The following is an 11,949-nucleotide window of genomic DNA, read 5'->3' on the forward strand; positions in this document are numbered from 1 at the left end:
CAAAGATAGGGAGGAATGAGAGAAAGGGCGCCGGAATGACCGGCGCCCTTTCCTTTTCAGCCTGATCGCGTGGATCAGAAGTTGGCCTTCACACCCAGACGGTAGGCGCGGCCGTAGATGCCGGTGCCGCCCTGAACCGGGTTATAGTTGTTCGCGCCATAGGTGACCGGATCGATCGGCGGCAGATCGTCAAAGACATTCAGCACGTTCAGATAGAGCGTGAAATTGTCGTTGAGCTTGTAGCTGGTGGTGAGATCGACAGTGATATAGTCGTCCACGTTGCACTTGACGAACTGCGGCGAGAGCAGGCCGCAACCGCCCGACGCTCCGGGGCCTTCGACATCTTCTGCAGACAAATTATAGCCGCCGAAAAATTCCGCGGTGGCAGAAACCGTCCACTTGTTCCATTCTAGCGTGTTGGTCCAGCTACCGTGCCATTCGGGCGTACCGGAACCAGCCGTCAGGCTGTAATTGCCGAGCGTACCTTCATAGCTTTCGCGGCTGCCGTCGGCGAAGGTCGTGTCCAGATTGATGATGTAGGTCGCCTCCACCGAGCTGGTGAAGCGAACATCGCCAAAGTTGAACCGGCCGGTCGCCGCGAAATCCAGCCCTTCAGACCGGATCGTGTTTGCGTTGATAAGCGGCGCCTGAACATAGGCGACGCGCGGCAAAGCGCCAGGATGTTGCGGATCAGGCGAATCCTGGATGATGTTGTAGCCTGCCGGGATTGCCTGGCCCGAATAATAGGCAGCGAGCGCGGGTGCGAAGGGAGCGGGGATGATCGCGCCCTTCTTCTTAATATTGTAGTAATCGACGCTGAGGCGGATGTTACGGGTCGGTTCAAAGATGACCCCAGCGGTCCAGCTGGTCGATTTTTCCGGCTTCAAGTCTGGGCTCGCCAACTGGGTCTGGCCGTAGCTGCTGGAGCTTAGATAGGGCGGACAGCTGGTGAAGGTATCCTGCGAACAGCCAAACTGAGCAAGGTAGGAGTCCGGAAAAGTGGACTTTGTATTGTTGACGAAGCCAGTCGTGGGCAAGGCATTGGATTCCGCGAAGCTTGGGATGCGGAACCCGCGCGACCAGGTGCCGCGTAGCGTCAGGGCATCGATCGGCTTGTAGCGGAAGCCCACTTTTGGCGAGAAGGCGTCCTGACCGCTGTTGTAATTGTCATAGCGGCCCGATGCGTTAACTTCGAAGCCCTCGAACGCAGGGACATTCACTTCCACGAAGCCCGAACGGACAACGCGCTCACCCTTGGTACCGAAGGCGTTCAGGATGAAATAGCGTTGTGTGGGACCTGCGAAGTCATCATTGGCGCTAGGGGCGTTAATAGATTCCAGACGAATCTGGCCACCAAAACCAAGCTGGACGGGCCCAGCAGGCAGTTCGAACAGCGTGCCGTTGAAGCTGACCTGAGCGGCATAGAGTTCCGATTTCGACTTGGTGATATTGTCCGGGGACAGATAGTCGAGTACCGACTGGCTGTTCGACAGCGGATTGACGAAATTATAGCTGCCGTCGGCGACCACGTTCAGCAGGTTCTGAATATAGACATAGCCCTTCGACGTGCGGGTCAGGTCGGTCACCATGCCGACGATGTCCGCCGCGAAGTTCCAGTTGTCCGTGATCGGTCCCGAGATGGAGAATGCGCCGCGATAGGTGCGGCTGAGCGTTTCATTATATTCGTTGAGGTTGGGGATGCGACCCATGATGCGAGCCTGTAAGCCCTGCGCCGCGAACGGATTGTTGGGATTGAGCGTGCCGTTTGTAACATCGCAATTCGGCTGCGGCAGTCCGTTGACCAGCGGGCAGACATAAACCGGCAGCGCCAGAGCGAAGGAGCCGGGCGCATTCGGCAGACCGCTATTATAAGTGCTGAAACGCGGGAAGTTGATGCCAGCCGGGCCGTTGGCGCGGATGGTTGCCGGTTCTCCGCTATAGCTGACCTTGCTCTGCAGGTAGTTAGCGGTGAAGGACGCTTCGATATCGTCGGTGACGGCGACAGTCGCCTTCAGCGCACCGCCGAAGCGCTCGATACGAGGCGAGATGACGCCATATTGGCGCACGAGATCGCCCTGGCAGACGGTCGTGGGCGCGAAGGCGTTCTGATCCGTGTCAGCCAGTTCGGCGGCCGTCAGCGTGTAGGGTGTCTCTCCGGCGATACAGCCTGCAGCCGGATTGAGGATTTGATACCGGCCGAGCGGATCGTCGAGCGCGCTGTTGGAGTTTGTGGGCGCGACGAAGAAGGTCGTGGCGAATGAACGGCGGTCGCTTGACGACGTCGCATCGGCCCAGCCGACGTAACCGGTGCTGGACGGGTTGATCGAGCCGCCATTGGGACCGACTTGCGGGCCGCAGACGCCATCGCGGCAGATGCCGGACAGGTCCTGAGAGTTGTACGGATAAGGCCGGTCGCGGTTGTATAGGGCATTCTGACGATACCAGAAGCCGCTGGCGTAGATATTATAACCGTCGCGGCCGAGGTCGCCGGTGCCTGCGGTCAGGCTGATGCGGTAATTTTCGCCATCGCCGCGCTCGGTGATGCCAGCTTCGACACGGCCGCCAATGCCCTTGAACTGCTTTTTCGTGATGACGTTAATGACGCCCGCGATGGCGTCCGCGCCATAGGTGGACGATGCGCCGTCGCGCAGCACTTCGACGCGATCGACAATGTCGTCGGGGATGGTGTTCAGATCGACGAAGTTGCGCGTCGCGTCATCCGCCAGCGGATAATAAGCGGCGCGCTGGCCGTCGAACAGGACCAGGGTCGAACTGGTGGTGAGACCGCGCAGCGACACGGCGGAGGCGCCTGCTGCGAATGCGCCATTGGCGGAAAAGCTGTTGGTGAGCGCCGCGCCATTGTTTGACGAGATCCGCTGAAGCGCTTCCTGGGTGGTTTGAATGCCGCGCTGTTCGAGCGATTCGGAGGTCAGAACGGAGACCGGCGAGGGCGTGTTGTTCACGTCCTGGCGCAGGATCGACCCGGTGACGACGATGGTGGCCTCGGGCTCTTCGGCCGTCGTGCCTGCGGGGGTGTCCTGCGCGAAGGCAGGGGCGGCCAGAGCCGCGAAACCGGCGCCTGCACATGCAAGCGCCTGCAGCGCCGCGCTACCGCGCAGCCACGCATTGTTGGAAATAGTCTTCACAATCCAGTCCCTTGCTCTGGAGTGACGCAAGCGAGCCTGCGCCCTTTGCTTTTGACGTATGAAGAGGGGCCTTGGGAGCCCGACAGCAAACCCCTCTTCATCCGTGCTGCGCGGCAGTCTGCGCAGTCGTTTTAAGAGTGTAAAGCAATGTTGCTGGCCGATGATTACTTTGCTGTTGAACTGTCGTAAATTTGCCACATCGCACAGAAAACGGACTTTTACGGACGTTTAACAACTTTGTTACAGCCCTGCGAAAGGCCGCGGAACTTTGCTTCACGCCTGCTGCGGGCAGATGCGCCTAAGTTGCGCGGAAACAGCAAAGGTTAGCGTGGAGGCATCTGTCCGGCGACGAGAAGCGGGTCGATACGCGCCTCATTCCAGCGCAGCCCCCAATGGAGATGAGGACCGGTGGCCCGTCCGGTAGCGCCGATCGCGCCGATTTGCTGACCTTGGCGGACCGTCTGCCCCAGCTTCACGTCGATGCGGGAGAGGTGGAGGAACGCACTGCTGAGGCCGTGGCCATGATCGACCATCAGCAGGTTGCCTTCGAGGGTGAAAGGATGATCGGCGGCGAGGATGACCACGCCGTCGGCAGGCGCGACGATCGGGTCGCCGGTCGTTCCGGCGACGTCGATGCCGCCATGATAGGCGCCGGGGACGCCCTGATAGATGCGCTGCGACCCGAACAGGCCGGAGATGCGGCCGATGCGGGGCCACAGGAAACGCTGACGCCAGCCTTGTGCGCCAGTGACGCGGGCGCGGGCGGCGGCGATCTGCTCCAGTTCCGGGCGGCGGATGGCGAGGAAGGCCTCGTTGTCGCGTACGGGGCGAAGCGGCGCGTTTACGCGCTCGATCCGCCAGGCGCGCGGGGCGACCGTGAGCGGCTGATCGAGGGCGCCGCCATCCGCAAGGCGGGCGGTGAGGCGCGCCTGCGGCGGGGCGTCTCGGTCGAAGGCGATGAGGAAGCGGCCATCGGAATCGACAGGGATGATCTGGCCGTCAAGGCGGAGTTCGACAGTGGCTGGAGGCGCTGTGCCGGTGAGCGCTGCGCCTTGTTGCGGCGTGCCGGTGAGTTGGATGGCGGCGAGCGCCAAGGCAAGGAGCGGTATCATCGCGCCTGCGGAATGCTCAGCTTGTGGGAGATGGATGCTGAAACAGGTTCAGCAAGGCGGCTGTTCGCGGCCAAGCTAGAGACCGCGGGCCTTGAGTTCGGCTTCAGCCGAGGCTTCGGCGCTGGCATAGGGCTCCTGCCGCGCGATGCTCCAGTAGCGCAGGTCGTCGAGCGGGATCTTCTGGCCGGTGACGGCGCAGATGACATGGTCGCCCGCCTGCAGGACGCGGAAGCTGTAGGCCATATAGTGAAGCCGGGCCGGGCGATCGCGGTTGGACATCAGCATGGGATCAGGCGGCCTTTCTGCTTTTGGGCAGCATCAGGAAAAAAGGTCCTGCTGCCGGGTTTCCCCGCCCTCCTGCGCTTTGCGCGCGGGGCGGGATGAAGGGGATATAGCTTGGCCCGGCGGCTTCTCAAGGGGTGGCGGGGGTGCGCCGCCCTCTATCGCTGCGGCTACCGCGCCATCGGCGAAATGGAGCGAGACTGCGCCGGCCGCCCGCGCGTCTGCGACGGTCTTGACGAGGCGATCGCCGGCCATGACGCGTGCGAAACCGCGCTGCAGGGGGAGGTCGGGATTGACCGAGACGAACAGGCGCGAAAGGCGGTCGAAGGCGGTCGCGCGGTCATGGAACACGCGGCTGAGATAGTCCGGGCGCAGGCGGAGACGGTCGAGGCGTTCCTTCCCCCGGTTGAGATATTGCTGGAGGAGCGCGGGGCGGAGCGCGCCGCCCGCCTGCCCGAGATGGGCGCGGGCGTCCGCGACGCGATGGCGCAGGCAGTTGCCGAGATTGTCGGACAGTTGGTCGAGCCGCTGGCGCTGCGGGGCGAGAAGCGTGTCGGGCGTGGGCATGAGCCGGGCCTGCATGTCCAGCCGCTCGCGCGCTTGGGCCGCGCCGCGCCGGACTGCACGATTCATGCGCAGGCCCTGTTCGGTCAGCATGGCGATGAGATCGGCGCGGACCGGAACAGCCATTTCGGCCGCAGCGGTGGGCGTGGGCGCGCGCATGTCGGCGGCATAGTCGCAAAGCGTGGTGTCGGTTTCGTGGCCGACCGCCGAGATAACGGGAATCGAACATTCGGCCACGGCGCGGACGACAATTTCCTCGTTGAAGCTCCACAAATCCTCGATCGAACCACCGCCGCGCGCGACGATGACGAGGTCGGGCCGGGGCAGCGGCCCGCCGGGCTTCATATCCGAGAAGCCGCGAACCGCGCGGGCAACCTGCTCCGCTGCCCCCTGCCCCTGCACCAGAACGGGCCAGAGCAGGACATTGGTGGGGCAGCGGTCTTCAAGGCGATGCAATATGTCGCGGATGACGGCGCCGGTGGGCGAGGTCACGACTCCGATGGTGCGCGGCATGAAGGGCAGACGGCGCTTGCGATCGCGGTCGAACAACCCCTCGCCAGCGAGCTTGGCCTTGAGCTTTTCCAGCAGCGCCATCAGCGCGCCCTCGCCCGCCAGTTCCATGCGGTCGATCACGATCTGATATTTGGAGCGGCCGGGATAGGTGGTGAGCTTGCCGGTGGCGATCACCTCCACCCCGTCCTGCGGCGCGAAAGGCAGGCGCTGCGCCCCACCCTTCCACATCACGCCGTCGATGACGGCATTGTCGTCCTTGAGGCAAAGATAGAGGTGGCCCGAAGCGGCGCGCTTGAAGCCGGAAATCTCCCCGCGCAGGCGGACATGGCCGAAGCGGTCCTCCACCGTGCGCTTCAGCACGGCCGACAATTCGCTCACCGAAAGCGGCGGCGCGTTGTCCCCCGCCCTTTCCTCCGCTAACAGGCGGCCCGACGTATCGAAACCAGCTTCATATTCCGGGGACATGGGCGAAATGAACATCCTTCTGTTGGGCAGCGGCGGCCGCGAACATGCTCTGGCCTGGAAGCTGGCGCAATCGCCCAGCCTCAAGACGCTTTATGCAGCACCGGGCAACCCCGGCATAGCCCAGCATGCGATATTGGTCGATCTGGATGTCACGGATCATCGCGCGGTGGTGGATTTCTGCCTGCGCCATGCGATCGGGCTGGTGGTGATCGGGCCGGAAGCACCGCTGGTCGATGGCCTGGCCGACAATCTGCGGGTGAAGGGCTATCCGGTGTTCGGGCCGGGCAAGAAGGCGGCGCAGCTGGAAGGCTCCAAGGGCTTTACCAAGGATCTGTGCAAGCGGGCGAACATCCCGACCGCAGGCTATGAGCGGGTGCACAGCAAGGATGGCGCGATCGCGGCGCTTGGCGATTTCGGCCTGCCGGTGGTGATTAAGGCCGACGGCCTGGCCGCGGGCAAGGGCGTCATCATCGCGGAGACGCGGGAAGAGGCGCTGGAAGCGCTCGACACGATGTTCTCCGGCGCGTTCGGCGCGGCAGGCGAAGAAGTGGTGCTGGAAGAGTTCATGCGCGGCGAGGAAGCGAGCTTCTTTGCACTGACCGACGGCAGCGCAATCCTGCCCTTTGGTTCGGCGCAGGATCATAAGCGGGTGGGCGACGGCGACACTGGCCCCAACACGGGCGGCATGGGCGCATACAGCCCGGCGCGGGTGTTGACACCGGAACTGGAAGCCGGAGTGATCGAGAAGATCATCCGACCGACCGTTGACACGCTGGCGGCGGAGGGAACGCCCTATTCAGGCGTTCTCTATGCCGGGCTGATGCTGACGGAAGAAGGCCCGAAGCTGATCGAATATAATGCGCGCTTCGGCGACCCCGAGTGCCAGGTGCTGATGATGCGCTTTGACGGCGATCTGGTCGAGCTGCTGCTGGCGGTGGCCGAAGGGCGGCTGGCGGAACAGGGGCCGGTGCAATTGGCTGACCGGACGGCGTTGACGGTGGTGATGGCGGCGAAGGGCTATCCGGGAACGCCGGAAAAGGGTGGCGCGATCGGCGGCATCGAAGCGGCGGAAGCGGGCGGCGCACGCGTGTTCCATGCGGGGACGGTGGAGAAGGACGGCAAGCTGGTCGCCAATGGCGGGCGGGTGCTGAACGTCACGGCCAGCGGCGGCAGCGTGAGGGAAGCGCAGGCTGCGGCCTACAAGGCGGTGGACGCGATCGATTTTCCAACCGGCTTCTGCCGCAGGGACATTGGCTGGCGCGAGGTTGAACGCGAAAGCCGCTGAGACTCTTGCCGGAGAGGGCGGCTCTCCCTTAGATACCCCGACGAAAGAGGGAGGACCGATTGATGCAGCAGTTTTTCATTGATTATGGCCTGTGGCTGCTGATCGCGCTGCTGATCCTGATCGGTGTCATATTCCTGCTGACGGGGCGCAAGAAGAGCGTGGATGTGGCTCCGGCCGAGCCTCCGGTGGAGGTCGACCAGCGCGGCGTCACGCCTCCCGCAGCCGTCGCCGCAGCGGTGGCGGCAGAGCCGGTTGTTGTTGCCCCGGTTGCAGAGCCTGTACCTGTCGTCGCTCCTGCTGCTCCCGAACCGGCCGTGGCCTCCCCTGCCGTGGCTTCGGGCGCAGGCGATGATCTGCTGAAGCTGAAAGGCGTGGGGCCGAAGCTCAACGCGTTGCTGATCGAGCTTGGTGTCACGCGTTATGCGCAGATCGCAAGCTGGAGCGATGCCGATATCGCGGCGATCGACGCGAAGCTCGGCAACTTCAAGGGCCGTCCGGTGCGGGACCAATGGGTTGATCAGGCGAAATATCTGGCCGCCGGTGATCAGGCTGGCTTTGAGGCGAAATACGGGAAGCTTTGAGGCGCTGCCTGATTGTCAGACGCCGTGCGGCGAGGCGGCGAGGGATGGACCTGGCTTGCGCGGCATGGCGGGCGGCTTCAAGGGCGCAGCGCCGAGCAGAAGGGCAGCAAGCGATCGCTGGGCGGCGAGGCGGCTGGCGATGGTGAGCAGCAGGACCGCGAGCGCCAGCGTCGCCAGTGGGCCGATGCCGGTCAGGATCAGCGATCCCATCACCAGCGGATGCCACAGGTAGAAAAACAGGCTGTCGCGCCCAATCGCGTTGACGGGCGGCGCGCGCAGGGGAAGCGCCGAAAGCGCGGGCAGCAGGCCGATCAGGCCCAGACACATGAGCAAGCGGGCCGGGACATAGGCAAGCTCCTTCCCGCTGGCATAAAGACCCGCCCACCAGGTTAGCCCAAGGCCGCACAGCAGCAGCACGGGCCACAGCGCGCCCCGCGGCAGCGATCGTTCGGCGAGCAGCATGCCGAAAAAGAAATAGACCGGATATCGCAGGAAGCGGCTGTCCGGCGCGAGGAGCCCGTCATAGATCGGCGCATGGCCAAGGCCGAAACCATACATGATGGCCAGGCTGAACGGCGCGCCGACCGCGAGCAGGATCAGCGGCGGAAAAGGAAGCAGCCGCGTCGTCAGGATGAGGAAGAATAGGACGGGTACATACCAGAGATGGAAGGGGGGCCGCAGCAACAGGTCGAGCGGCGTGGTCCAGGCCATCGGCCAACGCGCGGCGATGACATAGACGATCGTCGCGACAGCCCAGGGCAGCAGCATGCGCCTTCCATAGCGGGACAGAAGGTCCATGGCGGGAGTGTTGCGGGTGCGGGTGACGTTGAGCAGATAACCGGAAATACCGATCATCAAAGGCATGCGGAAACCGGAACCGACCCAGAGGATCAGATGATGCGCGTCGGCCAATTCCATGGCGTGACCGGCCATGACGAGCAATATCAGCACGCCCTTCAGCAGGTCGATGGATGGATTCTTCGCCACAAAAATCTGTTCCCGCGCGCCCCGATTGGAACGATGCCGTTACAAGCGTTGCATTCCGGTTAACTCAGCTGGTTTTTCGGTTCCTCATTGGACGGATTTACTTTAGCTATAACCAACGATGGGGATGGGGGCTTTTGAGCGTCTGGAACAGTCGCCGGCTGCGAAGTCGGTGTTGGCGCTTGCCATCTTCTGCCTGATCGTGGGGGGCTGGATAGGTTTTCAGCGCCACCGCGACGCCAGCGCCACTTTGCCTGGCGCGCCGCAGCGGGCGGAGCGATGCGCCCTCTGGTTCGTCGGGAGCTCTTCCATCCACCGTTGGACCAGCCTTGAGCGGGATATGGCGCCTTGGTCGGCTTACCGGCGCGGCATCGACGATGCGGGCTATGCCGAGATCTTACCGCGCTTCGCCAATGCCGCGGATGATCCCAAGCCAGCCGCCATCATCCTATATGTCGGGGAGAATGACATAGCGAAGGGTGTGGCGGTGCGCTCGGTCGTGCGGGATCTGGCGGCGTTCCTCGACCTGCGCAGCCGCATGATAGGCGATGTGCCGGTGCTGGTGCTGTCAATGAAGCCAAGTCCGGGCCGCTGGGCGCATTTCGAAGCGCAGCAATTGTTCAATGCGGCGGCCAAGCGACTGCTGCCCCGTATGCGGCACGCCTATTATGTGGATATCACCAGCCCGCTGCTGGTGGATGGACGGCCGGGCGACAATTACCGGGCGGATGGGGTGCATATGAACCCGGCGGGCTATCGCATCTGGGCTGAGGTCGTGCGGCGGCGGTTGCATGAGGTACTGCCGGCGGACGTGCTGAAGCGGTGCGATGCGTGAAGCTGGACTGAGGCTCGTCCAGGCAAGCGGTGCGCTAACTGCGTCCGAGGAGTTCACGGGCTCTGGGGGCCAGGCGTTCGGTGGCGGCTGCGTGGATGCCGGGCGCGGTGCAGAGCAAGCCGAAGGCGGTGGGTTCCGGGCGGTTGAAGGATAGCGGATCGCCGAGCGCGTCTGTCACGGTGGCGCCTGCCTCCTGCGCGATCAGGGCGGCGGCGGCGACGTCCCATTCATTGCCCCAGCGGACGGTGGCGACGATGTCAGCCTCGTCGGCGGCGACCATTGCCATGCGGAGCGCGATGCTGTTGGGCTTGTGCACGGCGATGAGGTCGCGGTCGTGGCGGGGCAACTGGTCGGCGGGGACGCGCGCGCCGGGCAGGATCGCGCGGGAGCCCGCTTGCAGGAGGCGGCCGTTGCGCGTGGCGCCCTGCCCCGCCTGCGCCAGCCAGAGTTCGTTGCGTGCGGGGGCGGCGAGGATGCCGATGCGCACCGCACCATGTTCGACCAGAGCGACCGAGACCGCCCAGCCCGGACGGCCGCGCAGATAATCGCGGGTGCCGTCGATCGGATCGACCACCCACACGCGGGCGAGGTCGAGGCGATGGACAGTGTCCGCGGTTTCTTCCGACAGCCAGCCGGCTGTGGGATCGACGAGGCTGAGGCTCTGGCGCAGCATGTCATCGATTTCGAGATCGGCCTCGCAGACGGGGTGGCCGGGGACTTTTTCCCACTGGCGCACCTGGGTCTGGCCGCCCGCCCAGAGGGTGAGCGCGCGGTCGGCGGCGTCGGATACCGCGCCTACCAGCGCGCGCAGGTCGATATCAGCCCCCGGCAACGGTCATCCCGTCGATGCGGATGGTGGGCACGTTCATGCCATAGCGGAAGACAAGGTCGTTCGCGGGCACCAGGGCGCGGAACATGTCCTTCAAATTGCTGGCGATGGTGATTTCGGAAACAGGACGGGTGATCGCGCCGTCCTCAATCATGAAACCGGCTGCGCCCCGGCTATAGTCGCCCGTGACGCCGTTAACGCCCATTCCGATGAGTTCGGTTACGTAGATGCCGCGCTTGATGTCGGCCATGAGCTCCCTTGGAGAGGCGCTGCCCGGCTCCATATGAACGTTGGTGACGCCTGCGCCGGGCGCGCCGCTGCCGCCGCGGCTCGCGTGGCCGGTGGGTTCCAGGCCCAGCTGGCGGGCGGAGGCGCTGTCCATCAGCCAGCCGGTCAGCACGCCCTTGTCGATGAGGGCGCGGCGGGCGACGGGGAGGCCTTCGCCATCGAAGGGGCGCGAGCGCATGCCGCGCGGGCGGAGCGGATCGTCGATGATGGTGATGGCGCTGTCGAACAGCGCTTCGCCCAGCGAATCCAGCAGGAAGCTGGAGCGGCGGGCGATCGCCGGACCGACCATGCCGCCGATCAGATGGCCCATCAGGCTGGAGCCGATGCGAGGGTCGAAGAGGATGGGCAGGACGCCGCTTTCAACCTTGGCAGGGTTGAGGCGGGCGACGGCGCGTTCACCGGCGCGGGCGCCGATGGCGACGGGGTCCTCGAGATCGTCGAGATGGCGGACGCTGTGACTGGCATGGTCACGCTGCATGTCCGCGCCGCTGCCTGCAAGGACGCTGGCCCAGGTGGAATGGCTGGTGCCTGCATAAGCGCCCGCAAAACCGTGACTGGTGGCGAGCGCGACCTGGCTGCGGCCGTTGGATGCGCCGCCGCCTTCGCTGTTGGTGACACCGGGAACAGCGCGGGCGGCTTCCTCGACCGCCAAAGCGCGTGCGCGCAGCAGGGCGGGTTCAGGATCGCTGGGGTCGGCGAGGTCTAGCGCGGGGAGTGCGCCGCGCAGCAGGCGGTCTTCCGGTGCAAGACCGGCATAGGGGTCCTCCGGCGCTTCGCGCGCCATGGCGATGCAGCGATCGACGAGCGTGCCAAGAGTCGCGGGGTTCATGTCCGACGCGGCGATGCTGGCGGAGCGCTGTCCGATGAAGACACGCAGGCCGATCTCTTCGCCCTCGGAGCGCTCGACATCCTCGAGCGCACCGAGGCGCACGGCCACGGTGGTCGATGCGTTGCAGGCGTAGATGGCGTCAGCAGCGTCGGCCCCTGCCCTGCGTGCCGCCGTCACCATATCCTGCGCGCGGGACTGGGCTTCTTCGAGGCTGAGCATGGGCGCGGGGCATTCCT

General features: G+C 64.7%; 10 protein-coding genes. 3 read left to right on the top strand and 7 right to left on the bottom strand.

Annotated elements, in window-relative coordinates:
* Positions 1-74: 74 nt before the first annotated feature.
* The 4 genes from ACZ5Y5_RS11400 to xseA all read right to left on the bottom strand — a co-directional run bounded on the left by ACZ5Y5_RS11400 (position 75) and on the right by xseA (position 6,082).
* Complete coding sequence (locus ACZ5Y5_RS11400) at positions 75-3,146, bottom strand: TonB-dependent receptor plug domain-containing protein (RefSeq protein WP_464808739.1); 3,072 nt, start codon at positions 3,144-3,146, stop codon at positions 75-77.
* Positions 3,147-3,469: 323 nt separating this feature from the next.
* Positions 3,470-4,258, bottom strand: a complete 789-nt coding sequence (locus ACZ5Y5_RS11405) for a M23 family metallopeptidase (protein WP_464808740.1) — start codon at positions 4,256-4,258, stop codon at positions 3,470-3,472.
* 75 nt (positions 4,259-4,333) lie between these two features.
* Positions 4,334-4,543: a DUF2093 domain-containing protein gene (locus tag ACZ5Y5_RS11410; protein ID WP_464808741.1), complete on the bottom strand. Its 210-nt coding sequence runs from the start codon at positions 4,541-4,543 to the stop codon at positions 4,334-4,336.
* A 33-nt stretch (positions 4,544-4,576) separates the two neighbouring features.
* The gene (gene xseA, locus ACZ5Y5_RS11415) at positions 4,577-6,082 is read right to left on the bottom strand and encodes an exodeoxyribonuclease VII large subunit (RefSeq protein WP_464808742.1); all 1,506 of its coding nucleotides are present in this window, start codon (positions 6,080-6,082) and stop codon (positions 4,577-4,579) included.
* 7 nt (positions 6,083-6,089) lie between these two features.
* Between xseA and purD the strand changes: the two genes are divergently transcribed.
* Both purD and ACZ5Y5_RS11425 read left to right on the top strand, forming a co-directional pair.
* Positions 6,090-7,367, top strand: coding sequence for a phosphoribosylamine--glycine ligase (gene purD / locus ACZ5Y5_RS11420; RefSeq protein WP_464808743.1), 1,278 nt, complete (start codon positions 6,090-6,092; stop codon positions 7,365-7,367).
* Between the two features lie 62 nt (positions 7,368-7,429).
* Entirely contained in the window at positions 7,430-7,948 is a 519-nt protein-coding gene (locus ACZ5Y5_RS11425) for a hypothetical protein (protein ID WP_464808744.1), read from the top strand.
* Between the two features lie 15 nt (positions 7,949-7,963).
* On the opposite strand, the gene ACZ5Y5_RS11430 is transcribed toward ACZ5Y5_RS11425, so the two are convergent.
* Complete coding sequence (locus tag ACZ5Y5_RS11430) at positions 7,964-8,935, bottom strand: acyltransferase family protein (protein ID WP_464808745.1); 972 nt, start codon at positions 8,933-8,935, stop codon at positions 7,964-7,966.
* Positions 8,936-9,059: 124 nt separating this feature from the next.
* Here ACZ5Y5_RS11430 and ACZ5Y5_RS11435 point away from each other — a divergent pair, with 124 nt between their 5' ends.
* A complete protein-coding gene (locus ACZ5Y5_RS11435) occupies positions 9,060-9,767 on the top strand; it encodes a GDSL-type esterase/lipase family protein (protein ID WP_464808746.1) in 708 nt (235 codons plus the stop codon).
* Positions 9,768-9,801: 34 nt separating this feature from the next.
* On the opposite strand, the gene ACZ5Y5_RS11440 is transcribed toward ACZ5Y5_RS11435, so the two are convergent.
* On the bottom strand, positions 9,802-10,599 hold the full coding sequence (locus ACZ5Y5_RS11440) for an inositol monophosphatase family protein (RefSeq protein ID WP_464808747.1): 798 nt from the start codon (positions 10,597-10,599) through the stop codon (positions 9,802-9,804).
* Entirely contained in the window at positions 10,586-11,932 is a 1,347-nt protein-coding gene (locus tag ACZ5Y5_RS11445) for a TldD/PmbA family protein (RefSeq protein ID WP_464808748.1), read from the bottom strand. The genes ACZ5Y5_RS11440 and ACZ5Y5_RS11445 overlap by 14 nt, the downstream gene beginning before the upstream one ends.
* Between the last annotated feature and the right edge of the window lie 17 nt (positions 11,933-11,949).

The sequence above is a fragment of the Sphingobium sp. TomTYG65 genome (assembly GCF_055395525.1).

Bases quoted from the DNA above. Each gene is read 5' to 3' on its own strand.
- ACZ5Y5_RS11405 (WP_464808740.1), bottom strand. From the start codon at position 4,258: ATGATACCGCTCCTTGCCTTGGCGCTCGCCGCCATCCAACTCACCGGC.
- ACZ5Y5_RS11410 (WP_464808741.1), bottom strand. From the start codon at position 4,543: ATGCTGATGTCCAACCGCGATCGCCCGGCCCGGCTTCACTATATGGCC.
- xseA (WP_464808742.1), bottom strand. From the start codon at position 6,082: ATGTCCCCGGAATATGAAGCTGGTTTCGATACGTCGGGCCGCCTGTTA.
- purD (WP_464808743.1), top strand. From the start codon at position 6,090: ATGAACATCCTTCTGTTGGGCAGCGGCGGCCGCGAACATGCTCTGGCC.
- ACZ5Y5_RS11425 (WP_464808744.1), top strand. From the start codon at position 7,430: ATGCAGCAGTTTTTCATTGATTATGGCCTGTGGCTGCTGATCGCGCTG.
- ACZ5Y5_RS11435 (WP_464808746.1), top strand. From the start codon at position 9,060: ATGGGGGCTTTTGAGCGTCTGGAACAGTCGCCGGCTGCGAAGTCGGTG.
- ACZ5Y5_RS11445 (WP_464808748.1), bottom strand. From the start codon at position 11,932: ATGCTCAGCCTCGAAGAAGCCCAGTCCCGCGCGCAGGATATGGTGACG.